The organism is Streptomyces sp. DI166, assembly GCF_900091315.1.
In the GTDB taxonomy this organism is placed as follows: domain Bacteria; phylum Actinomycetota; class Actinomycetes; order Streptomycetales; family Streptomycetaceae; genus Streptomyces; species Streptomyces fuscus.
In genome coordinates, this window is the sequence record NZ_FLSP01000117.1 from 1 (window position 1) to 22,073 (window position 22,073).

Genomic DNA, 22,073 nt, shown 5'->3' on the forward strand with positions numbered 1-22,073 from the left:
GGCGGCTTGGTGGGCGGGGTGGTGGGCGGCTTCGTCGGAGGCTTGGTCGGGGGCTTCGTCGGAGGCTTCGTGGGCGGCTTCGTCGTCGGCGGCTTGGTCGGAGGCGTGTCTCCGTAGCCGCCCTCGTCGTCGTCCCCGTATCCGGGACCGTCATGGCCGTATCCGGGACCGTCATGGCCGTACCCGGGACCGTCATGGCCGTATCCGCCGTGGCCGTACCCGGAACCGCCGTACCCGGAACCGCCGTGCCCGTACCCGGAGTTGCCGTGGTCCGAGTCGCCGTAGCCCGAGTCGTCGTGGCCGTGCCCGCCGTGGTGGCGGTACGCCTTCCCGCCCTTGGCGCAGTCGTTGCCGAAGGAGGGGTTCAGCGCGGAGGCAGCGTCGACGGTGTTGCCGCAGACGTTGACCGGGACCTCGATCGGCGCCGAGATCTTGTTGCCGGCCAGCACACCGGGCGATTCCTTGGCGTTCCCCTCCGCGCTCGTGTCGGCAAGCGCGGAACTGCCACACAGGGACAGAATGCTTGTCGCGGCAGCGGCCGCGACCATTCCCTTACCCAGGGTCTGTCGCAATCTCGTTGTCTTCCTGCTCGAAGAATTGGGAAAGCCGGCCTCGGAACGCGGAGAAGGTGTCCAAGGCCGGCCCTGACACAGCCGAGCGGCTGGTACTTGTGCGTCGTCAGTCGTTGACGCAGACGTTGCCGAACGAGGGGTTCAGCAGGGCGATGACGTTCACGGTGTTGCCGCAGACGTTCACCGGGATGTGGATCGGGACCTGGACGACGTTGCCCGACAGAACACCCGGGGAGTGCTCGGCGACAGCGCCCGCGCCCGAGTCGGCGATCGCCGGCGTGGCCATGCCCATGGCCAGGATGGCGCCCGCGACGACAGCAGCGCTCTTCTTCATGAACTATCCCTTCTCTGCGGTCATGCCCTGTTGTCGGCCGAGGGCCGAGCGAGCACAACGGGAACGGCTCGCACCATGACCGGCAGGCTGTAGAACGAGGGATAGACAGACGAAGAAACTACGGAACGCGAGTCGCCGGTCAATTCACTCTTTCGCCTTCACGGAATTGACACGGAAGAACCACACGCGCCCCTCAGAAGCGTTTCCGCACGCGGGCATGACGGAACCGCCCGACGATCCCTGGGGAAAGGGGACCGGCGGACGGTTCCGCTCGACCGGCGAAATACGTCAGCCGTTCTGCACGCCGTTTCCGGACAGCGCCGAGATGTCGCTGAGGATGTGCGACAGCGGCTCGTCGCCCTTGGCCTGCGTCGAGTTCTCGGCGCACTGCTGGTTCTGGGCGGCGGACAGGACCGGCACGTCCTGGGCGACACCGACGGCGGCGATGAGGCCGACGATGCCCTGGAGGTTCGCCTTCACCGGAACACCGGCACAGAGCTTGTTGGCCGTGCCCTGGACCAGCGTGGCCTGCGGGCTCATGTCGCCCTTGGTCACCTGGTTGCCGAACTCGGAGGTGGCGCCGTTGCCACTCGCGGAGGTGGTGCCGTTGTCATCACCGATGGCAAGCGCCTGGGGGGCGGCCGCGGCCGACGCTCCGACGACGGACGCGGTGACCGCGGCAGCGGCCATTGCCTTCTTCAGCATGTCGCAATTCCTTTCTGGGGCAGGAGGCGCCGTGGGTCCGGACACACCCTGAGGCAAGACGCGTTGTTCCTGCCTCCGCATCAACCCGGCCCACGGGGATTGGTTTCGGCCCTTCACCCGATCGGGCCGTTCGGACTCGCGGAATTAACGGAACGACGGACGGCGGCGGAGTTCCGTACCGGCCGCGGATTTCCCCGTGTGTGGGCCATCGGAGTGAATGTCAGCAACCAAGCGGGCCGTCGGCAGTTGACCAGAGCGCTCCGGTGGACGGGGTTTCTTCAGAAGGGACTAGCAAGTGATCAAGAAGGTTCTGGCTTCCGCCGCGGTCGCCGCCTCCGTCGTCGGGGCCGCCTCGCCGGCCATGGCCATCGGCAACGACGACGGCACCACCTCCGCCAGCGGCAACGGCGCGATGCAGTCGTTCGGCAACTCCGCCACCTACGGCAACATGAGCCCGCAGATGGCGCTCATCCAGGGCTCGCTCAACAAGCCCTGCATCGGTCTGCCCGCGAAGGCCAACCTCCAGGGCATCCTCGGCGTCGCCGCCGTCGGCGTTCTGCAGGACGTGCCGATCCTGTCGGCCCCGCAGAACCAGCAGTGCGTCGAGAACTCCACCCAGGCCAAGGGCGACGAGCCGCTGTCGCACATCCTGGACGACATCTCCGTCCTGGCCGGCAACGGCGCGGGCAACGACTGATCCGACCGGCACCACGGCGGGCCACCGGGTTTCCCGGTGGCCCGCCGGGCTGTTTCCGGGGCGGGTGGCGACAAAGGGCGCGCACCGGGTCGCCGAGGGCGCGCGTCGTGCGGAATGCGCGCTGGGCCAATCGGGGCAAAGCCCGCAACCCCGGCGAGGGTCGAGGCGTTGACGATCATGCAGCTCCTCCCCCGGAGTCCGCTTTTCGAAGGGAACGAACATGAAGAAGCTGTGGGCAACCGCGGCTGTCGCCGCCTCCGCCGCCGGTCTCGCCGCGGCCACCGCGGCCCCGGCGCTCGCCATCGGCAACGACAACGGCACCACGTCCGCCAGCGGCAACGGCGCCAAGCAGGAGTTCGGCAACTCGGCCACGTTCGGCGACATGAGCCCGCAGCTCTCGCTGGTCCAGGGTTCGCTGAACAAGCCCTGCATCGGCCTGCCTGCGAAGCTCAACGCGCAGGGCCTGGTCGGTCTCGCGGCCGTCGGCGTCCTCCAGGACGTGCCGATCCTGTCGGCCCCGCAGAACCAGCAGTGCGTCGAGAACAGCACCCAGGCCAAGGGCGACGAGCCGCTGTCGCACATCCTGGACGACATCTCGGCCCTGTCGGGCAACGGCGCGGGCAACAGCTGATCCTCCCCGCACCACGGCGGGCCACCGGGAATCCCCGGTGGCCCGCTTCTTTGCGTCCCGGCCCGCCTCAGCGGCGGTAGAGGGCCTCGATCTCCTCCTCGTAGGCCCGGATCACCGTGTGCCGTTTGACCTTCAGGGACGGGGTGAGCATGCCGTTCTCCTCGGTGAACTCGCCCGCGACCAGGGCGAAGGAGCGGATCGACTCGGCGCGGGAGACGGCCTGGTTGGCGTAGTCCACGGCCTTCTGGACGGCGGCGCGGATGTCGGCGTCGCGCACCAGCTCCGACATGGGGGTGTCGGCGGGCAGTTTGCGGACCGCCAGCCAGTGGGCGATCGCCTCGGGGTCCAGGGTGATCAGGGCGGCGACGAAGGGGCGGTTGTCGCCGACGACGACGCACTGCCCGATCGGCGCGCGACTGCGCAGCCGGTCCTCCAGGACCGCCGGGGAGACGTTCTTGCCGCCGGAGGTGACGATGAGGTCCTTCTTGCGGCCGGTGATGGTGAGGTACCCCTCCTCGTCGAGGGAGCCCAGGTCGCCGGTGGCGAACCACTCGTCGCGCAGGACGGCGTGCGAGGCGGCCGGGTTGTTCCAGTACGAGGAGAAGACGATGCCGCCCTTGACCAGGACCTCTCCGTCGTCGGCGATACGGACGGCGGTGCCGGGGACCGGGGGGCCGACGGTGCCGGGGCGGGGCCTGAGCGGGGGCACGATGGTGGCGGCGGCGGTGGTCTCGGTGAGGCCGTAGCCCTCGTAGATGACGATCCCGGCGGCGTAGAAGAACAGGTTGAGATCGCGGTCCAGGGGGGAGCCGCCGCTGATGGCGTAGCGCAGGCGGCCGCCGAGTTCCTTGCGGACGCGGCGGTAGACCAGCAGGTCGTACAGGGCCCAGGCGGCGTACAGGCCGGGGCCGGGGCCCTTGCCGGTGCCGAGGAAGCGGCTGAGGTGGGCCTCGCCGAAGCGGACGGCGATGCGGTCGGCGCGGTCGAAGGAGGCGGCGCGGCCGATCTTCTCGGCGGTGGCGCGGCCGGTGTCGTGGATCTTCTCGAAGAGATACGGCACGCCGACGAGGAAGGTCGGGCGGAACTCCTTGAGCGCCGGGCGGAGTTCGTCGGGTTTCACGCTCGGGCAGTGGCCGATCTCGATGCGGGCCATCAGACAGGAGATCTGAAGACTGCGGCCGAGGATGTGGGCGAGCGGCAGGAACAGGAGCGTGGACGGGGTCTGGCGGGTGACCTCGCGGAAGACCGGCAGCAGCAGTTCGACCGTGTTGGCGGACTCGGCGTGCAGGTTGGCGTGGGTGAGCACACAGCCCTTGGGGCGGCCGGTGGTGCCGGAGGTGTAGCAGACGGTGGCGATGGTGTCGCCGGTCAGCGCGGTGCGGCGCTTGGTGACCTCCTCGTCCGGGACGTCCCGGCCGAGGGCGGTGAGGTGGGTGACGGCGCCCGCGTCCAGCTCCCAGACGCGCGGCGGGGTGGGGTGGGCGGCGGTGCCGGTGGTGACCGTGGCGGTGTTGTCGGCGGTCTCGGTGACCACCTGGGTGGCGCCGGAGTCGCGGACGATCCACTCCACCTGGTCCGGCGAGGAGGTGGGGTAGATCGGCACGGACTGGCCGCCCGCGGCCCAGATGGCGAAGTCCAGCAGGGTCCACTCGGGCCGGGTTCGGGACATCACCGCGACCCGGCCGCCGGGTTCCAGGCCGGCCGCGATCAGGCCCTTGGCGAGGGCGGTGACCTCGCGGGCGAACGCGGCGGCGGTGACGGCCCGCCAGGTGCCGTGCTCCTTGCGGCGCAGCACCACCGCCTCCGGTGCCTCCACGGCGTTGGTGAAGGGGATGTCGGCGGTGGTGCCGGTGGGGTGTCGCGGGGCGAGCGGCGGGAGACGGGCCTCGCGGACCGTGCCGTCGTCGTCCCTGGTGATCTCGACCCGGGTGCGGGTCAGCAGATCGGTACGGTGCTTCGCGCGCTTCAGATCCTTGCGTACGCCCATGACGGCTCCCGGTCGCGGCGGTGCGGCTCGGACTTGCGTGAGCTGTGCCTGCTCCAACTGTGGTCGTCCCCACTGTTCTTACTTCGGAGTAAACTTACTCACGCGTAGCCCGAGGTCAATGGGTACGGCGTGGAAGGCGCGCGGTCACATGATCTCGTCGGCCCGCCGGATCGCCGTCTCCAGTTCGTCCAGCTGCCGGTCGCCCGTGCGCTCCGCCAAGTCGTCCGCGCGCCGGGCGAGTTCGTCCAGGCCGGGGGCGCCGGGCAGGGACTCCCATTCGTCGGCGCCCCGGCGCAGCCGGTCCGCGAAGTAGGCCGCCACGGCGGTCACCTGGAAGCGCGGCGAGGCGTTCCAGACGCCGTCGGCCAGGGTGCCCGACTCCAGGTCGGCCGATTCCTCGTGCGGGGTGCGGGAGTGCGGGTCGAGCCAGCGGACGGTGGCCGTGGCGAGGTGGCCGCGGGCGTCCGGGGCGGTGCGGACGGCGTACAGCGCGGTCACCGTGTGGCCGGGGCCGGTCTCGCCGCCGTCGACCGAGTCGTCGCGGAAGTCGTCGTCGTCGACCCGCCGGTTGTCGTAGCCGATCAGTCGGAACTCCTCGACGTTCTCCGGGTCGAAGGAGACCTGTGCCTTGGCGTCGCGTGCCGTCAGGTCGATGTTGCGCGGGAGTTGCTCGCTGAAGACCTCGTGGGCCTCCTCCTTCTCCGAGACGTAGACGGTGTGGCCGTCGCCGCGGTCGGCGAGGCGTTCCATCAGGGCGTCGCCGTAGTCGCTGCCGACGCCCACGCCGAACAGGGTGATGCCCCACTTCTTGCGGGCCCGCTCAATGGACTCAAGGATCGAGTCGGCGTCCGTGTCACCGGTGTTGGCGAGGGCGTCGGAGATGAGGACCACGCGGTTGGTGGCACGCTTCTTCAGACCGTCGACCGCCACGGCGTAACCCTCCCGCACGCCCGCGCCGAGGTTGGTGGAGTAGGTCGGCTCCATACTGTCGATCGCCTCGTGGATGCGGTCGCGGTTGCCGCCCACCTCGGTCATCGGCAGCACGGTCTCGGCCTCGTCGCTGAAGGTGACGAGGGCGACCGAGTCGTTGTCGCGCAGCCGGTCCGTCATGACGCCGAGGGATTCCTGGGCCAGGTCCAGACGGCCCTTCTCGCTCATCGAGCCGGAGATGTCGATGACGAACGTCAGTGCCGCGGGCGGGCGTTCCTCCTTGCTCGCCTCCCGGGTGGCGAGGCCCACCCGCAGCAGCGACCAGTCCTCGCGGTCGGTGCGGGCGCCGTCCACGGTCACCGAGAAGCCGTCGCCGTCGGGGCGTTCGTAGTCCTGGCGGAAGCTGTTGACGAATTCCTCCGGGCGCACCGACCAGGGGTCGGGCAGGCGGCCCTCGGCGAGGGTGCGGCGGGCGTAGCCGTAGGAGGCGGTGTCGACGTCGAGGGCGAAGGTGGACAGGTGGTCGGGTTCCGGGGCGACCTCGCGGGAGGTGTCCTCGGCGCCCTCGGAGTTCCCGGAGTCCTCACCACCGTACTGGCCGCTGTCGGGCGCCGGTTGGCCGTCGTAGCGGCTGTCCGAGGTCTTGGCGTTGTCGTGGTCGGCCGTCCCGCTGCATCCCGTGAGCAGCAGGCCCGCCGTCGTGAAGGCGAGGGCCGCCTTGTACCACCGTCGTCGCTCCATCGTCCGTTCCCCCTTGGTCCGTTGACGTCGACTTCTGTGACTGTGACGGCGCAAGGGGGCGGAACGTGCGACACAAAGCGTTGCGGGTGGGTCTCGAACTGGGCACGGCGGGGGCCCGTCGAGACCGGGGGGTGATCCTCCGTTGACCTACGACACCACGTCCTTGCGCGCGAAACCCCGGAAGGCCAGCGCGAACAGGACGACGGCGTACGTTACCGAGACGGCCGAGCCCTGGATCATGCCGGACCACTCGGGGGTGGGCTGTACGGCGTCCGCCCAGGCGAACTGCCAGTGCGCGGGCAGGAAGTCGCGCCAGTCGCCGAGGGCGGTCACGGCGTCCAGGACGTTGCCGACGATGGTCAGGCCCACCGCGCCGCCGACCGCGCCGAGCGGAGCGTCGGTCTTCGTCGACAGCCAGAACGCCAGCCCCGCGGTGACCAGTTGGGAGACGAAGATGTACGCCACCACGACCACCAGGCGCTGGGCGGCCGTGCCCGGTTCCAGCGAGCCGCCCGTGGGGATCTCCAGCGGGCCCCAGCCGTAGGCCGCCGTGCCGACGGCGAGGGCGACCACCGGCAGCAGGATCATCGCGGCGAGGCTCATGCCGAGCCCGACCACCAGCTTCGACCACAGCAGCCGGGCCCTCGGCACGGGCGCGGCGAGCAGATAGCGCAGCGAGGACCAGCCGGCCTCCGCCGCCACCGTGTCCCCGCAGAACAGGGCGACCGGGATGACCAGCAGGAAGCCCGCGGAGACGAAGAGGCTGACGGCGGCGAAGTTGGCGCCGGAGGCGGTGGCCGTGTCCATCAGGGTGATCCGGCCGTCGCCGCGGTCGGGTTCGCCGCCGATCGCGAAGGCGATCAGCAGGACGAAGGGCAGCGCGGCCAGGATCGCGCCCATCACCAGCGTGCGGCGGCGCTTGAGCTGGCGGATCAGCTCGACGCGCACCGGCAGGGTGCGGCCCGCCCGGTAACCGGAGGCGACCTCGGTGAGCGTGCTCATGCGGAACCTCCGATCAGGGTGAGGAAGGCGTCCTCCAGGCGGCGGTGCGGGCCGACGGAGCGCACCGGCACTTCCAGCCGGACGAGTTCGGCGACCAGCTTCTCGGGGCTGCCGTCCGGGTTCAGGCGGACCAGGAGGCCGTCGTCGGTGCGGAGCGCCGAGGCGATGCCCGGCAGGGCGGCCACCTTCTCGGCGACCGGCTCCTCGACGGGCACGGCGGTGCCGACCAGCAGGGTGTCGCCGGAGCCGACGATCTCGCCGACCGGTCCCGCCTGGACCAGTTGCCCGCGGTCCATGACCACGAGGTGGGTGCAGGTCTGCTCGACCTCCGCCAGCAGATGGCTGGAGACGATGACCGTGCGTCCGGCGGCGGCGTACCGGATCATCACCTCGCGCATCTCGCGGATCTGCGGCGGGTCCAGGCCGTTGGTGGGCTCGTCGAGGATCAGCAGGTCCGGCAGGCCGAGCATGGCCTGGGCGATGGCCAGGCGCTGACGCATGCCCTGGGAGTAGGTGCGCACCGCGCGGGCCAGGGCGTCGCCGAGTCCGGCGATCTCCAGCGCCTCGTCGAGGTGGGCGTCCTCGGCGGGGCGGCCGGTGGCGGCCCAGTACAGCTCCAGGTTCTCCCGGCCGGACAGGTGCGGCAGGAATCCGGCGCCCTCGACGAAGGCGCCGACGCGGGAGAGCACCGGGGCGCCGGGGCGGATGGCGTGGCCGAAGACGCGGATCTCGCCGTCGTCCGGGCGGATCAGGCCCATCAGCATGCGCAGGGTGGTGGTCTTGCCCGCGCCGTTGGGGCCGAGCAGTCCGAGGACCTGGCCCTGCTCCACACGGAAGGTCAGCTCGCGCACGCTGTAGCGGTCACCGCCCGCGTACTTCTTGCTCAAGTCGGTGATCTGGAGCGGGACGTCGGCCAGCTCCGGGTCGGGGGCGGGGGCCGTGGTGCGGCGCCGGGCGGTGAGCAGCAGGGCCGCGGCGGCCAGGACGCCGGCGATCGGCAGCCACCACACCCATGCCGGGAGCGGGGCGGCGGCGGTGGTCACGCCGGGGGCGGTGGGCACGGACAGGGCGCTCTTCAGGGAGACGGTGTACGTGGCGGGCGCGGCCGGGGAGGCGTAGCCGAGGTCGGTGGAGGACAGCACCAGGCGCAGGCGGTGGCCCTTGTCGATCTCGTGGTCGACGGCGGGGAGCGTGATCGTCACGTCCTTGCCGGACTTGGCGCCCTCCACCCGCAGCGGGGTGACGAGCTGGGCGGGCAGTACCTGCTGGGTTCCGTCGGCGCCGACGTCGTACACCTTGGCGAACAGGACGGCGTCCTCGCCGGTGGACTTCACGTGGACGGTGACCGTCGGGGAGCCGGTGATGTGCAGGTCGTCCCTGACGGGGGCGGAGTCGAAGCGGGCGTACTGGCCGGGGAAGTCGAGGGAGATGCCCACGCCGAGGGAGGAGAGCTGGGCGAGGCCCCCGCCGCCGAGGCCGGGAAGGGCGGAGACGGCGGGCGGGTTGGCACCGGCCGGGTTGGCCACGCGCTGCTCGCGGCCGGTCAGGGCGACGGTGCGCCGTCCGCTGTCCAGGCCCGGGTAGCGGTCGGCGCTCGCGCCGCGCAACTGGGCCTGGCCGTCGGTGGAGTCGACGCCGCCGGTGCGCGAGACGCGGAAGGCGGGGCCGGTGTCGACGGAGGTGTCCTTCTTCAGGTACCGGTCGAACCAGGACCGTACGCGGTCGCGGACCCGGTCGGTCTCCGGGTCGCCGCCGTCGTGGCCGCCCGCGATCCAGTCGACGGCGACGGGCGCGCCGTTGGCCCTGATCGCCTCGGCCGCGGTGTCCGCCTGCCCGAGCGGGAAGAGGGAGTCGGAGCGGCCCTGCACCAGCAGGGTGGGGACCTTGATGTTCCCGGCGACGGCGGACGGCGAGCGCTCCTCCAACAGCGCGCGGGCCGCGGCGTCCGGGGTGCCGGACTCGGCGACCCGCTCGTACATCCGGCACAGCCGCTCCTCGAAGCGGTCGCAGCCGCCCGCGGAGTTGACGAAGATGCCCGCCCACAGCTTCTTGAAGACGCCGTTCGGGAACAGGGCGTCCGCGAGGTTCCAGTAGGTGATCGCGGGGGCGATGGCGTCGACGCGGTCGTCGTACCCGGCGCCGAGCAGGCTGATCGCGCCGCCGTAGGAGGCTCCGGCCATGCCCACGCGCGGGTCGCCGGGCCTGTCGAGCAGCACCTCGGGGCGGCGGGCGAGCCAGTCGATCAGTTTCGAGACGTCGGCGACCTCGCCCTTCGGGTCGTTGAGGCCGACCTTGCCGGTGGAGCGGCCGTGGCCGCGGGCCGACCAGGTGAGCACCGTGTAGCCGTCGGCGGCCAGTTTCTCGGCCTGCTCGCGCACGTCGTCCTTGCCGCCGCCGAAGCCGTGGCCGAGCAGCACGGCCGGGCGGGGCCCGTCGGCGTCCGTGGTGAAGTACGAGGTGTCCAGGCGGACGCCGTTCACCGACATCACCCGGTCCGCGCGGCGCACTGCGGGCCCGTCGTCGTCGGCGACGGCCGTCCAGGTACCGGCGCCGGCGAGCACGAGAACGGCGGCCCCGGCGGCCAGCAGACGCCGGGGCCGCCGCAGCGGCCCGCGCAGTCGAAGATCCATGCTTCAACCGTACGGGGTGAACCTGTCGGCAAGTTGTCGACCGAAGGCCGAACCCGTCCACCTCCCAGGGGTGTACACGGACCCCCGCGCATACCGCACCCGTCGTACGAGGACCGCTGTTCGAGGCGCCACCCGATCCACTGAAACCGGACGGAACCACACACCCCGCTTCCGATGGCGGCGGAGGATGCAAGATCCCCCCACTGTGAACGGAGACGCCCTGTGCGCATCACCGACATCCAGCGCTGCGAGGTCCGGCCGGGCCGGCTCGTCGAGTGGACGCTCAGTCCGGCGACCGTCGCCAGAGCCGCGCTGCTGCCGGAGGACACCCGGCCGCCGGCGTACATCCAGGAGTCCCACATCAGGACCGCCCGGACCGTGCGCGAGGGCGGGCTGTTCGTGCCGACCTGGCTGGGCGCCGCGTTCGACGTGCCGGGCCCGGTCGACCTGGACGCGCTGCAGTGCGCGCTGCGCGAGTGGACGGTGCGGCACGAGACGCTGCGCAGCGGGTTCCGGGAGGACGGCGACGCGCTGCGCCGGTTCACCCTCGACCCCGGCGAGGTGGAGCTGCACCGCGAGGTGGTCGGCGACTTCACGGACCGGGCGGAGCTGGTGCGCCATCTCCAGAACCGTTTCGACGTGGCGGCGGACGCCTTGTCCTGGCCGAACCTGATCTATACGGCGGTCGTCCGGGCGGACGGCGCGAGCGTGTACATGGCCTTCGACCACACCAATGTCGACGCCTACTCCATCCACCGCATCCCGGCCGAGATCCACGAGCTGTACGCGGCGGCCGTGGCGGGCCGGGCGCTGGAGCGGCCCCCGGTGAGCAGTTACATCGACTTCTGCGAGATCGAGCGGGCGGACGCGGACCGGATCGACGAGGGGCACGAGATCGTGGCGCGCTGGCGGGAGTTCATCCGCCGCTGCGACGGCACCCTGCCCGCCTTCCCGGTGGACCTCGGGCTCACCGCGGGCGGTCCGCTGCCCGAGCAGAAGCTGATGGGCGAGCCGCTCGTCGACGCCGGGTCGGCCGCCGCGTTCGAGGCGTACTGCCGTCCCCACGGCGGCAGTCTGGTCGGGCTGCTCGCGGCCACGGCGCTGATCGTGCGGGAGATCGGCGGGCAGTCCGTCTACCGCACGGTGGTGCCGTTCCACACCCGGGTCCGCTCGCGCTGGTCGGAGTCGGTGGGCTGGTACGTGGGGGGCGCGCCGATCGAGGTGCCGCTGGACCCGGCGCCGGATCTGCCGGGGGCGCTGCGGCTGGTGCGGGCCCAGTTGCAGGCGGCGCGGCCGCTCGCGCGGATGCCGCTGGCGCGGGTGCTGAAGCTGCTGGGCGCCGACTTCCGCCCCACCTCGCCCGACCTGTACTCGATCGTGTCGTACGTCGACGCCCGGGACATCCCGGGGTCGGGTCAGTGGGCCGGGCAGGCGGCGTACGGGCTGATCCGGGTGTCGTACGGGGACCAGGTCTGCGTGTGGGTGAACCGGGTGCCGGAGGGGCTGTGGTTCGCCTGCCGGTACCCGGACACGGATGTCGCGCGGAAGAACCTGCGGCTGTACGCCGAGCGGCTGCGGGACATCGTGGTGGGGGTCGGCGCTTATGCCTGAGCGTCCTCGGGGAGGGTGACCAGCCAGCGGGTGGCGCGGCGGGGGCGCAGGTACAGGGCCCAGTACAGGGTGGCGACCAGGGTGATGCCCCCGGTCCACAGCAGGTACTCCGTCTCCTGCTGGGTCAGGATGTAGGCCAGCACCACGATCAGCAGCACCGGCGTCGCGGGCCACAGGGGCATGCGCCAGGCGGGCGTGTGGCGGTGGCCGCCGCGCCGGGAGAGCAGGGCGGCGACGGCGACCAGCAGGTACATGCCGGTCACGGAGACTCCGGTGACGCCGTACAGGGTGTCCAGGTTGACGAAGCACAGGGCTGCGCCGGGGACGCCGACCGCCAGCGTGGCGACCCACGGGGAGCCGAAGCGGCCGAGCCGGGCGAGGGCGGTGTTGACCGGCTCGGGCCAGGCCTTGTCGCGGGCGGAGGCGAACAGGACGCGGGAGTTCTGGATGACCATGACGATGCCCGCGTTGATGATCGCGAGGGCCACGCAGAGGCTGACGAAGGTGCCGACCGCGGAGTTGGACCAGGCGGTGACCATGGAGCCGATGTCGCCGCCGGTCAGCTCGGCGAGGTCGGAGGCGCCGAGGGTGATGCCGACGACCGGGACCAGGATGATCACCGCGGAGATGCCGAGGGTGGCGAGCACCGTACGGGCGACGTTCCTGCGCGGGTTCTCCAGTTCCTCCGAGAGGTAGACCGCGGTGGAGAAGCCCTGGGTGATGAACAGGGCGATGGCGAGCCCGGAGACGATCAGCATGGCGGTCACGGTGTCCGGGCCGCCGTCGGCGCCCGCCACCTGGAGGGAGACGAGGCTGTCGGGGCCGCGCTCGGCGTGCGCGAAGCCGAGGACGGCGACCACGGCGGCGGCGATGACCTCAAGGACCAGGAAGATGCCGGTGATCCAGGCGTTGGCGCGCAGGTCGAGCAGGCCCGCGAGGGTGGCCAGCAGCATCACGCCGGCGCCCGTCATCGCGGGGTCGAGGTGGACGACCGGGGCGAGGTAGTCGGCCGTGCCCATCGCGATGACGGGCGGAACGATCATCACGACCAGGAGCGAGAGGACGAAAACCAGCCATCCGGCGAGCCGGCCCGCCAGGGTGGTCACCATCGCGTACTCGCCGCCCGCGCTGGGGACGAGCGTGCCCAGCTCCGAGTAGCAGAAGGCCACCGCGACACAGAGCAGGGAGCCGATCGCGATGGTCAGGGCGGTGGCGGTGCCGAGCGAACCGAACAGGTCCGGGACCACGACAAAGAGGGTGGAGGCCGGGGTCACGCAGGAGAGCGTGAGCAGGGTGCCGCCGACGACACCGATGGAGCGCTTCAGCTCCGGCCCCTGCGCCGGGACGTCTTCGACGACGGGGGACTTCTGAAGCGTGTCGGTCATGCGGCGGTTCCGATCGGCTCGGGCGGGGGTGGCACTGGGACAGCAGTGGTTCGGAATGGAAACACCGACGAAAACAACACGTCAATGGTTGTTTGACTACGAAATCCGTAGCGAATGAGGCTTCTCAGTGGCGTAAACAGCAGAACGGGCAAGCCGTTTCGGTCCTCGGCGGTGTGCGGGAACCGCAGTCGGACGGTCGAAAAAATTGCCGGGGTCCGGCATACGGACGTGTCAGTGGGGGCCGCTAGAGTCCGTTCATCACACAGTCAGGACACAGTGAACGGGTGGGGACAGACATGAAGCTGAGGCACACCACGGCCTGGGTGGGGCTCGCGGCGGCGGCGCTGGTGGCCACGACGGCGTGCGGTTCGGACGCGGCCAAGAAGACCACGGAGAAGGCGGCCGAGGTCAGCGGCGCGGACAAGATCATGGCCGCCCTGGCGCGCGCCACCGACCGCACCGAGCAGCTGGGTTCGGCCGAGGTGACCGTGACGACCGACCTGGGCACCGGCACCCCGATAGCCATGGAGGGCACCTACTCCTGGGGCGACGGCATGGCCTACGACATCGAGATGGACACCAAGGCCGCCCAGATGGAGGCCCTCCAGGACGACCCCACCATCCACTGTCTGCTGGTGGACGGCGTCTACTACTACGACGTCGACCCGCAGGCCTCCGGCCCGATCGCGGGCAAGGAGTGGATCAAGGTCGACTCCTCCGCCGTGTTCGGCGAGAGCGGCAGCCAGGCGTACAAGAACGGCGGTGACGCGGGCAACCCGACCGCCTCGCTGAAGGGCCTGAAGTACGCCAGCGACGTCGACGACCTCGGCACCGAGACCGTCAACGGCAAGGAGGCCACCCACTACCGCGCCACGCTGGACCAGGACGACCTCGGCCAGTTCAAGGACGCCTACAGCGGCGAGGACAGCATGATGGGCGACATGACCGGTGGCGCCACCACGATGACCCTGGACATCTGGGTCGACGACAAGGACCTGCCGGTCCGGCTGAAGCAGGACATGGGCGCCATGAAGGTCACCATGGACTTCGAGAAGTTCGGGGCCACCAAGGACATCACCGTCCCGCCGGCCGCGCAGACCGCGGACCTGACCGAGGAGCTGAAGAAGGCCAACGGTCAGTGACACACCGAAGGGGCCCGGACACCGTGTCAGGTGTCCGGGCCCCTTCGCGTGCTCCGCTCAGTGGTTGCGCGGGAAGCCCAGGTCCACGCCCGCGGGGGCGTCGGCCGGGTCGGGCCAGCGGGTGGTCACGACCTTGCCGCGGGTGTAGAAGTGAGTCCCGTCGTTGCCGTAGATGTGGTGGTCGCCGAAGAGCGAGTCCTTCCAGCCGCCGAAGGAGTGGTAGCCCACGGGGACCGGGATCGGCACGTTCACGCCGACCATGCCGGCCTCGACCTCCAGCTGGAAGCGGCGGGCGGCGCCGCCGTCCCGGGTGAAGATCGCGGTGCCGTTGCCGAACGGCGAGCCGTTGATGAGGGCCAGGCCCTCCTCGTAGGTGTCCACGCGCAGCACGCACAGCACCGGGCCGAAGATCTCGTCCTGGTACGCCTTGGCGCTGGTGGGCACCTTGTCCAGCAGCGAGATGCCGATCCAGTGGCCGTCCTCGAAGCCGTCCACGGTGTGGCCGGTGCCGTCCAGGACGACCTCGCAGCCCTCGTCCGCCGCGTTGTGGACGTAGGAGGCGACCTTGTCGCGGTGGACCTTGGTGATCAGCGGGCCCATCTCGGAGGTCGGGTCGTTGCCGGGGCCGATCTTGATCTTCTCGGCCCGCTCGCGGATCTTCTCCACCAGCTCGTCGCCGATCGCGCCGACCGCCACGACCGCGGAGATCGCCATGCAGCGCTCGCCCGCGGAACCGTAGGCCGCGGAGACGGCAGCGTCGGCGGCGGCGTCCAGGTCGGCGTCCGGGAGGACCAGCATGTGGTTCTTGGCGCCGCCCAGCGCCTGGACGCGCTTGCCGTTGGCGGAGGCGGTGGTGTGGATGTAGCGGGCGATCGGGGTCGAGCCGACGAAGGAGACGGCCTTGACGTCCGGGTGCTCCAGCAGCCGGTCCACGGCCACCTTGTCGCCGTGCACGACATTGAAGACGCCGTCGGGCAGGCCCGCCTCGGCGAGCAGCTCGGCGATCTTGATCGACGCCGAGGGGTCCTTCTCGGACGGCTTCAGCACGAAGGTGTTGCCGCAAGCGATGGCGATCGGGAACATCCACATCGGGACCATCGCCGGGAAGTTGAACGGCGTGATGCCGGCGACGACACCGAGCGGCTGCCGGATCGAGGAGACGTCGACACGGCTGGCGACCTGGGTGGACAGCTCGCCCTTGAGCTGCACGTTGATCCCGCAGGCCAGGTCGACGATCTCCAGGCCGCGGGCGACCTCGCCGAGCGCGTCGGAGTGCACCTTGCCGTGCTCGGCGGTGATCAGCTCCGCGATGGCGTCCCGGTTGGCGTCCAGCAGCGCCCGGAACTTGAACAGGATCGTGGTGCGCTGGGCCAGCGAGGACTGGCCCCAGGTCACGAACGCGTCCTTGGCGGCGGCCACGGCGGCGTCGACCTCGTCGACGGACGCGAACGCGACCTTGGTGGTGACGGCGCCGGTGGCCGGGTCGGTGACCGGCCCGTAGTTACCCGACGCGCCTTCGACGGTCTTGCCGCCGATCCAGTGGTTGACGATCTTCGTCATGCCCAGTTACTCCTTCACAGATGGCGGCGTCGAGCAGACACGTGCCGTTCGTACAGCTCACGGGCCTTGACCGCGGAAGGCCTGGTCGCGGTCTCGGCCACAGGAACATCCCACCAGGCTTGCGCTTCGGGCGCGCCCGACACTGTGTCTGCCGTTTCGGTCTCCACGTAGACACATGTGGGAGTGTCCGCGGCCCGCGCCTCGGCGAGTGCCTCGCGCAGGTCGTGGACGGTCTTGGCGCGCAGGACGCGCATGCCGAGGCTGGCCGCGTTGGCGGCCAGGTCGACGGGGAGCGGGGCCCCGGTGTAGGTGCCGTCACCGGCCGGGAAGCGGTAGGCGGTGCCGAACCGCTCCCCGCCCACGGACTCCGACAGACCGCCGATGGACGCGTACCCGTGGTTCTGCACGAGCAGCATCTTGATGGCGATCCCCTCCTGCACGGCGGTGACGATCTCGGTCGGCATCATCAGATAGGTGCCGTCGCCGACCAGCGCCCAGACGTTGCGCTCGGGCGCGGCCAGCTTCACGCCGATCGCGGCCGGGATCTCGTAGCCCATGCAGGAGTAGCCGTACTCCAGGTGGTACTGGTCGGCCGAGCGGGCCCGCCAGAGCTTGTGCAGGTCGCCGGGGAGCGAACCGGCCGCGTTGATGATCACGTCCGTCTCGTCGACGATCGCGTCCAGCGCGCCGATGACCTGCGGCTGCGTCGGCCGTACATCGGGCTCGGGGGCCTCGAAGCAGGCGTCGACGCGGTGCTCCCACAGGTCCTTGTCGGACGTGTACTCGGCGACATAGGCGTCGGGGACGCGGTGGCCGTGCATCTGGAGCGCCTCGGTCAGCTCCTGCAGTCCGCTGCGGGCGTCCGCGATCAGCGGCAGCCCGGCGAGCTTGTGCCCGTCGAAGGGAGCGATGTTGAGGTTCAGGAAGCGGACCCCGGGCTCCTGGAAGAGGGTGCCGGAGGCGGTGGTGAAGTCGGTGTACCGGGTGCCGACGCCGATCACCAGGTCGGCGGTGCGGGCCAGCTCGTCGGCGGTGGCGGTGCCGGTGTGGCCGACGCCGCCCACGTCCTGAGGGTGGTCGTACCGAAGCGAGCCCTTGCCGGCCTGGGTGGAGGCGACCGGGATGCCGGTGGCGGCGGCGAACTCGGCGAGGGCCTCCTCGGCGCGGCTGTGGTGGACACCGCCGCCCGCGATGAGCAGAGGGCGCTGTGCGGCGCGGATCGCGTTCACGGCCTCGGCCAGCTCGGTCGGGTCGGCGCCGGGGCGGCGGACCGTCCAGACGCGCTCGGCGAAGAACTCCTCCGGCCAGTCGTACGCCTCCGCCTGCACGTCCTGTGGCAGGGCGAGGGTGACGGCGCCGGTCTCCACGGGGTCGGTGAGCACCCGTACGGCCTGGAGGGCGGCCGGGATCAGGGCCTCGGGGCGGGTGATCCGGTCGAAGTACTTCGACACCGGGCGCAGACAGTCGTTGACGCTGATGTCGCCGGCGTGCGGCACTTCGAGCTGCTGGAGCACCGGGTCGGCCGGGCGGGTGGCGAAGATGTCGCCGGGCAGCAGCAGGACCGGCAGGTGGTTGATGGTGGCCAGGGCGGCGCCGGTGACCAGGTTGGTGGCGCCGGGGCCGATGGAGGTGGTCACCGCGTGCGTGGACAGCCGGTTGGACTGGCGGGCGTAGCCGACGGCCGCGTGCACCATGGACTGCTCGTTGCGGCCCTGGTGGTACGGCATGACGTCGGCGTGCTCGACCAGCGCCTGGCCGAGTCCGGCGACGTTACCGTGGCCGAAGATGCCCCAGGTCGCGCCGATCAGCCGGTGCCGTACGCCGTCGCGTTCGGTGTACTGCGCGGCGAGGAAGCGGACGAGCGCCTGCGCCACGGTCAGCCTGATCGTCATCGGTAGCCCTCCGTGTGGTCCGGGTGGAAGCAGATCCGCCACTCGCGGGTCTCACCGGGGCCCGCCATCACGTTCAGGTAGTACATGTCGTGGCCGGGCTGGGCGATCGACGGGCCGTGCCAGCCGTCGGGTACGAGGACGGCGTCACCCGAGCGGACCTCGGCGAGCACGTCCGCGCCGCCCTCGCGGGACGGGGAGACGCGCTGGTAGCCGAAGCCGTGCGGGCCGTCGATCTCGAAGTAGTAGATCTCCTCCAGCTCCGCCTCCTCGCCCGGCCGGTGCTCGTCGTGCTTGTGCGGCGGGTACGAGGACCAGTTGCCGCCGGGGGTGATGACCTCCACGGCGATGAGCCGGTCGCACTCGAAGGCGTCGGCGGAGGCGAAGTTGCGCACGTGCCGCAGCCGGTTGCCGCTGCCGCGCTCCTCCATGGGGACCTCCGGCGCGGGGCCGTAGCGGGCGGGGAGTCGTCGCTCGCACCTTGCTCCTGCCAAAGCAAAGCGGCCACCCGCGCCGGAGGCGATCTGTGCCTGGGTGTCCCGGGGGACGTACGCGAAGTCGGTGACCGACGCGAAGACGCTCTCCCGGCCCAGGAGTTGGAACTCCTGTTGTGCTGCACGCACGGTACAACCGCCGTTCAGCGGCAGCACGATCCATTCGCTGTCCCCGGTGGCGAAGCTGTGGCTGCCGCCCGGTTCCAGTTCGACGATCCGCAGACTTGAGTACGTCCACCCGGCCCGCTTCGGCTCGATGGCGAGGACGTGTTCCGCGTCGGCGGTGCTGCCCCTCGGCACGTACAACTCGTTGTTCATGCGGCCCTCACAGCAGTCCTACGGCGGTGTCCACGGCGGCGGCCACATCGCCGTCCGCCGGGTACAGCAGCGAACGGCCGACCACCAGGCCGCAGACGGTGGGCAGTTGGAGGGCGCCGCGCCACTTCTCGTAGGCGGCGTCCTGGTCGTCCCCGACGTCGCCGCCGAGCAGTACGGCGGGCAGCGTCGAGGTCTCCATCACCTGGGCCATGTCGTCCGGGTTGTCGGTGACCGGGACCTTCAGCCAGGTGTAGGCCGAACTGCCGCCCAGGCCGGAGGCGATGGCGATGGAGCGGGTGACGGCCTCGGCGGAGAGGTCGTTGCGCAGCTTGCCGTCGGGCGTCCGGCGGCTGATGAACGGCTCGACGAAGACGGGCAGTTGGCGGGCCGCCATGTCGTCGACGGCGCGGGCGGTGGACTCCAGGGTGTTCAGGGAGCCCGGGTCGTCGTAGTCGATGCGCAGCAGCAGCTTCCCGGCGTCGAAGCCCAGGCGCTGGATGTCCTCGGGGCGGTGGCCGGTGAAGCGGTCGTCGAGTTCGAAGCAGGCGCCCTGCAGGCCGCCGCGGTTCATCGAGCCCATCACGACCCGGTCGTCGAGGGCGCCGAGCAGCAGCAGGTCGTCGAGGATGTCGGCGGTGGCGAGGACGCCGTCCACGCCGGGGCGGGACAGCGCCAGGCACAGCCGTTCGAGGAGGTCGGCGCGGTTGGCCATGGCGAACTTGTTGTCGCCGACGCCGAGCGCGCCGCGGGCGGGGTGGTCGGCGGCGACGATCATCAGCCGGCCGGTGTCCCCGAGCAGGGGGCGGCGCTTGCGGCGGGCGGCCGCCTCGGCGACGGCCTCGGGGTGGCGGGTGCGGGTGCGGATCAGCTCCGCGATGTCCACGGTCACTTTGCGGCCTCGCCATCGGCCTGCTGGGCGGCCTGGGGGTTGGGGGGCATATCGGTCAGTACGGCGCCCGCGGTCAGTGCCGCCGTCACCTCCTCCTGCGTCGGCATGGCCGAGGAGCATTCCAGGCGGGAGGCGACGATGGCGCCGGCGGCGTTGGACTGGCGCATGACCGTCTCCAGGTCCCAGCCGTGCAGCAGGCCGTGGCACAGGGAGCCGCCGAAGGCGTCGCCGGCGCCGAGGCCGTTGAGGACGGTCACCGGCAGCGGCGGGACCTCGGCCTGCTCGCCCTCGCGGTTGACCGCCAGGACGCCCTTGGGGCCCTGCTTGACCACGGCCAGTTCGACCCCGGCGTCCAGCAGGGCGCGGGCCGCGGCGTGCGGTTCGCGGACTCCGGTGGCGACCTCCACCTCGTCGAGGTTGCCGACGGCGACGGTGGTGTGCCTGAGGGCCTCGCGGTAGAAGGGGCGGGCCTGGTCGGGGTCGGACCAGAACATCGGGCGCCAGTCCAGGTCGAAGACCGTGATGCCGGACCTGGCGCGGTGGGCGAGGGCGGCGAGGGTGGCCGTGCGGCTGGGCTCCTCGCTCAGGCCGGTGCCGGTCATCCAGAAGATACGGGCCTCGCGGACGGCGTCGAGGTCGAGCTCGTGGGCGTCGATCTCCAGGTCCGGCGCCTTGGGGCGGCGGTAGAAGTACAGCGGGAAGTCGTCCGGCGGGAACACCTCGCAGAAGGTGACCGGCGTGGGCAGCCCGGGCACCGGGGTGACCCAGCGGTCGTCGACGCCGAAGTCCCGCAGCGCCTCGTGCAGGTAGGTACCGAACGGGTCGTCCCCGGTGCGGGTGATGACGGCGGTGTTCCGGCCCAGACGGGCGGCGGCGACCGCGACATTGGCCGCCGATCCGCCGAGGAACTTGCCGAAGGAGGTGACCTGCGGCAGGGGGACGCCGGTCTGCAACGGATAGAGGTCCACTCCGATCCGCCCCATGGTGATCAGGTCGTACGCCATCGCGTTCCCTTCGTATCGGCTCTCCCGGCTTTGTAGTCCCGCCCCGGGAGCCCTGTCAATATTTTGTCCAGACATTCGGACGAGAACGGCCGATCCTCGCTCCTCGCACCCCCTCGTGCTCCCCGTGCGCCTCCATGCGTCACCTCCGCCACAAAAGCCCCACTTGTGTCACACATGTCTCGCATACGCGGGTAGCACGTCACACGACGTACACAACCCCTTCCTCTCGGTCACCGGATGTCGTTGCACGGGGCACAGGGTGGGTGATCGTCCGCCCCCGTGGAGGTGCACATGACCGACCGACGGCTCTGGTCCTACAAGGAGATCGCGGCCCACATCCGGGTGCAGCCCGACACCGTCCGCTCCTACCGCAAGCACGGGCTGCTGCCCCCGCCGGACCACGTCGAGGGCGGCAAGCCGTTCTGGTACGCCGACACCGTCCGCGCATGGGTCGCGTCCCGGCCGGGGAACCGGGGGCGAAGTAGGGACTGAGGCCGCGTCGCCCCGGGCCTCAGCTCCAGGGCTGGACGACCGTCACTCCGGAACCCCGTGCCGTGCCCATCGCCGTGAGCGCGGCCGGGGCCCGGTCGAGGGGGACGGTAGCGGTGACCAGGAGGTCGGGGCGCAGCACCCCGGAGCGGACCAGCTCCAGCATCGGCGGGTAGCTGTGCGCGGCCATGCCGTGGCTGCCGATGAGCTCCAGCTCCCGGCCGATGGCGCGGGCCATCGGGACGGGAGTGGTGCCGTCGGCGGAGGGCAGCAGGCCCACCTGGACGTGCCGGCCCCGCCGCCGCAGGCCGTTGACGGAGGCGGCGCAGGTGGCGGGCGCGCCGAGGGCGTCCAGCGACAGGTGTGCGCCGCCACCGGTCAGCTCCCGCACCGCCTCGGCGGTGTCCTTCGTGCCGGAGGCGTCCACGCAGTGCGCGGCGCCGAACCTGCGCGCCAGGTCCAGCGCCTCGGACGACACGTCCACGGCGACGACCCGGGCGCCGCAGGCCGCCGCGATCATCACGGCGGACAGGCCGACCCCGCCGCAGCCGTGCACGGCCACCCACTCCCCCGCGGCGACCCGCCCCTGCTGGACCACCGCGCGGAAGGCGGTGGCGAACCGGCAGCCGAGCGAGGCGGCGGTGGCGAAATCCATGTCGTCCGGTACGCCGACCAGGTTCACGTCGGCGTGGTCCAGGGCGACGTACTGGGCGAAGGAGCCCCAGTGGGTGAACCCGGGCTGGGTCTGCCGCTCGCACACCTGCTGGTCCCCGGCCGCGCAGGCCGGACAGCTCCCGCAGGCGCACACGAACGGCACGGTGACCCGGTCCCCCGGCCGCCACCCGGTCACCCCGGCACCCACCGCCTCGACCACCCCGGCCAGCTCGTGTCCGGGCACGTGCGGCAGCGTGATGTCCGGATCGTGGCCCTGCCACCCGTGCCAGTCGCTCCGGCACAGCCCGGTGGCCGCCACCCGCACCACGACTCCGTGCCCGGCCGGCCGGGGGTCGGCCACCTCGCGCACCTCGGGGGTTTCGCCGTACCGCTCGAAGACCACGGCTCG

At 71.3% G+C, this 22,073-nt stretch carries 19 protein-coding genes; 5 read left to right on the forward strand and 14 right to left on the reverse strand.

What is annotated here, in order from left to right; translation table 11 throughout:
• The 3 genes from GA0115233_RS42270 to GA0115233_RS35185 form a co-directional block, all read right to left on the reverse strand.
• On the reverse strand, positions 1 to 449 hold a 449-nt coding region (locus tag GA0115233_RS42270; RefSeq protein WP_304363120.1), incomplete at its 3' end, for a chaplin.
• Positions 450 to 678: 229 nt separating this feature from the next.
• Positions 679 to 906, reverse strand: a complete 228-nt coding sequence (locus tag GA0115233_RS35180) for a chaplin (protein WP_093724397.1) — start codon at positions 904 to 906, stop codon at positions 679 to 681.
• A gap of 288 nt (positions 907 to 1,194) precedes the next feature.
• Positions 1,195 to 1,611 carry a rodlin gene (locus GA0115233_RS35185; protein ID WP_093724398.1) on the reverse strand — a complete coding sequence of 139 codons (417 nt, stop codon included), beginning with the start codon at positions 1,609 to 1,611 and terminating at the stop codon, positions 1,195 to 1,197.
• A gap of 295 nt (positions 1,612 to 1,906) precedes the next feature.
• Here GA0115233_RS35185 and GA0115233_RS35190 point away from each other — a divergent pair, with 295 nt between their 5' ends.
• Entirely contained in the window at positions 1,907 to 2,308 is a 402-nt protein-coding gene (locus tag GA0115233_RS35190; protein ID WP_093724399.1) for a rodlin, read from the forward strand.
• Between the two features lie 220 nt (positions 2,309 to 2,528).
• A complete protein-coding gene (locus tag GA0115233_RS35195) occupies positions 2,529 to 2,939 on the forward strand; it encodes a rodlin (RefSeq protein WP_093724400.1) in 411 nt (136 codons plus the stop codon).
• 67 nt (positions 2,940 to 3,006) lie between these two features.
• Here GA0115233_RS35195 and GA0115233_RS35200 read toward each other — a convergent pair whose 3' ends face one another.
• From GA0115233_RS35200 to GA0115233_RS35215, 4 genes are all read right to left on the reverse strand, one after another.
• A complete protein-coding gene (locus GA0115233_RS35200; protein ID WP_093724401.1) occupies positions 3,007 to 4,926 on the reverse strand; it encodes an AMP-dependent synthetase/ligase in 1,920 nt (639 codons plus the stop codon).
• 144 nt (positions 4,927 to 5,070) lie between these two features.
• Complete coding sequence (locus tag GA0115233_RS35205; RefSeq protein WP_093724402.1) at positions 5,071 to 6,597, reverse strand: vWA domain-containing protein; 1,527 nt, start codon at positions 6,595 to 6,597, stop codon at positions 5,071 to 5,073.
• Between the two features lie 147 nt (positions 6,598 to 6,744).
• A complete protein-coding gene (locus tag GA0115233_RS35210; RefSeq protein ID WP_093724403.1) occupies positions 6,745 to 7,599 on the reverse strand; it encodes an ABC transporter permease in 855 nt (284 codons plus the stop codon).
• Entirely contained in the window at positions 7,596 to 10,229 is a 2,634-nt protein-coding gene (locus tag GA0115233_RS35215) for an alpha/beta fold hydrolase (RefSeq protein WP_176712052.1), read from the reverse strand. Before GA0115233_RS35215 ends, GA0115233_RS35210 begins: the two co-directional genes overlap by 4 nt.
• Before the next feature lie 222 nt (positions 10,230 to 10,451).
• Here GA0115233_RS35215 and GA0115233_RS35220 point away from each other — a divergent pair, with 222 nt between their 5' ends.
• A complete protein-coding gene (locus GA0115233_RS35220) occupies positions 10,452 to 11,840 on the forward strand; it encodes a condensation domain-containing protein (protein WP_093724404.1) in 1,389 nt (462 codons plus the stop codon).
• Here GA0115233_RS35220 and GA0115233_RS35225 read toward each other — a convergent pair.
• Positions 11,831 to 13,225: an APC family permease gene (locus tag GA0115233_RS35225; RefSeq protein WP_093724405.1), complete on the reverse strand. Its 1,395-nt coding sequence runs from the start codon at positions 13,223 to 13,225 to the stop codon at positions 11,831 to 11,833. The two genes, GA0115233_RS35220 and GA0115233_RS35225, sit on opposite strands and share 10 nt — an antisense overlap.
• A 296-nt stretch (positions 13,226 to 13,521) precedes the next feature.
• Here GA0115233_RS35225 and GA0115233_RS35230 point away from each other — a divergent pair, with 296 nt between their 5' ends.
• Positions 13,522 to 14,367 carry a hypothetical protein gene (locus GA0115233_RS35230; protein WP_093724406.1) on the forward strand — a complete coding sequence of 282 codons (846 nt, stop codon included), beginning with the start codon at positions 13,522 to 13,524 and terminating at the stop codon, positions 14,365 to 14,367.
• 57 nt (positions 14,368 to 14,424) lie between these two features.
• Here the strand turns inward: GA0115233_RS35230 and mmsA are convergent, their stop codons facing one another.
• From mmsA to iolC, 5 genes are read right to left on the reverse strand one after another with little or no spacing between them, the layout of a single operon-like run.
• On the reverse strand, positions 14,425 to 15,927 hold the full coding sequence (gene mmsA / locus GA0115233_RS35235) for a CoA-acylating methylmalonate-semialdehyde dehydrogenase (RefSeq protein WP_093724407.1): 1,503 nt from the start codon (positions 15,925 to 15,927) through the stop codon (positions 14,425 to 14,427).
• A 14-nt stretch (positions 15,928 to 15,941) separates the two neighbouring features.
• Positions 15,942 to 17,819: a 3D-(3,5/4)-trihydroxycyclohexane-1,2-dione acylhydrolase (decyclizing) gene (iolD, locus tag GA0115233_RS35240; protein ID WP_093724408.1), complete on the reverse strand. Its 1,878-nt coding sequence runs from the start codon at positions 17,817 to 17,819 to the stop codon at positions 15,942 to 15,944.
• Positions 17,816 to 18,628 (reverse strand): 5-deoxy-glucuronate isomerase, encoded by an 813-nt coding sequence (gene iolB, locus GA0115233_RS35245; RefSeq protein ID WP_093724409.1) that lies wholly within the window; start codon positions 18,626 to 18,628, stop codon positions 17,816 to 17,818. Before iolB ends, iolD begins: the two co-directional genes overlap by 4 nt.
• Positions 18,629 to 18,635: 7 nt before the next feature.
• Positions 18,636 to 19,517 carry a Cgl0159 family (beta/alpha)8-fold protein gene (locus GA0115233_RS35250; protein WP_093724410.1) on the reverse strand — a complete coding sequence of 294 codons (882 nt, stop codon included), beginning with the start codon at positions 19,515 to 19,517 and terminating at the stop codon, positions 18,636 to 18,638.
• Positions 19,514 to 20,521 (reverse strand): 5-dehydro-2-deoxygluconokinase, encoded by a 1,008-nt coding sequence (iolC, locus tag GA0115233_RS35255; protein WP_093724411.1) that lies wholly within the window; start codon positions 20,519 to 20,521, stop codon positions 19,514 to 19,516. Before iolC ends, GA0115233_RS35250 begins: the two co-directional genes overlap by 4 nt.
• Before the next feature lie 291 nt (positions 20,522 to 20,812).
• Between iolC and GA0115233_RS35260 the strand changes: the two genes are divergently transcribed.
• On the forward strand, positions 20,813 to 21,013 hold the full coding sequence (locus GA0115233_RS35260) for a helix-turn-helix transcriptional regulator (protein WP_093724412.1): 201 nt from the start codon (positions 20,813 to 20,815) through the stop codon (positions 21,011 to 21,013).
• A gap of 19 nt (positions 21,014 to 21,032) precedes the next feature.
• On the opposite strand, the gene GA0115233_RS35265 is transcribed toward GA0115233_RS35260, so the two are convergent.
• A partial coding sequence (locus tag GA0115233_RS35265) for a zinc-dependent alcohol dehydrogenase family protein (RefSeq protein WP_255310457.1) occupies positions 21,033 to 22,073 on the reverse strand: 1,041 nt, incomplete at its 5' end.

Bases quoted from the DNA above. Each gene is read 5' to 3' on its own strand.
- GA0115233_RS35180 (WP_093724397.1), bottom strand. From the start codon at position 906: ATGAAGAAGAGCGCTGCTGTCGTCGCGGGCGCCATCCTGGCCATGGGC.
- GA0115233_RS35185 (WP_093724398.1), bottom strand. From the start codon at position 1,611: ATGCTGAAGAAGGCAATGGCCGCTGCCGCGGTCACCGCGTCCGTCGTC.
- GA0115233_RS35195 (WP_093724400.1), top strand. From the start codon at position 2,529: ATGAAGAAGCTGTGGGCAACCGCGGCTGTCGCCGCCTCCGCCGCCGGT.
- GA0115233_RS35200 (WP_093724401.1), bottom strand. From the start codon at position 4,926: ATGGGCGTACGCAAGGATCTGAAGCGCGCGAAGCACCGTACCGATCTG.
- GA0115233_RS35205 (WP_093724402.1), bottom strand. From the start codon at position 6,597: ATGGAGCGACGACGGTGGTACAAGGCGGCCCTCGCCTTCACGACGGCG.
- GA0115233_RS35210 (WP_093724403.1), bottom strand. From the start codon at position 7,599: ATGAGCACGCTCACCGAGGTCGCCTCCGGTTACCGGGCGGGCCGCACC.
- GA0115233_RS35215 (WP_176712052.1), bottom strand. From the start codon at position 10,229: ATGGATCTTCGACTGCGCGGGCCGCTGCGGCGGCCCCGGCGTCTGCTG.
- GA0115233_RS35225 (WP_093724405.1), bottom strand. From the start codon at position 13,225: ATGACCGACACGCTTCAGAAGTCCCCCGTCGTCGAAGACGTCCCGGCG.
- GA0115233_RS35230 (WP_093724406.1), top strand. From the start codon at position 13,522: ATGAAGCTGAGGCACACCACGGCCTGGGTGGGGCTCGCGGCGGCGGCG.
- mmsA (WP_093724407.1), bottom strand. From the start codon at position 15,927: ATGACGAAGATCGTCAACCACTGGATCGGCGGCAAGACCGTCGAAGGC.
- iolD (WP_093724408.1), bottom strand. From the start codon at position 17,819: ATGACGATCAGGCTGACCGTGGCGCAGGCGCTCGTCCGCTTCCTCGCC.
- iolB (WP_093724409.1), bottom strand. From the start codon at position 18,628: ATGAACAACGAGTTGTACGTGCCGAGGGGCAGCACCGCCGACGCGGAA.
- iolC (WP_093724411.1), bottom strand. From the start codon at position 20,521: ATGGCGTACGACCTGATCACCATGGGGCGGATCGGAGTGGACCTCTAT.
- GA0115233_RS35260 (WP_093724412.1), top strand. From the start codon at position 20,813: ATGACCGACCGACGGCTCTGGTCCTACAAGGAGATCGCGGCCCACATC.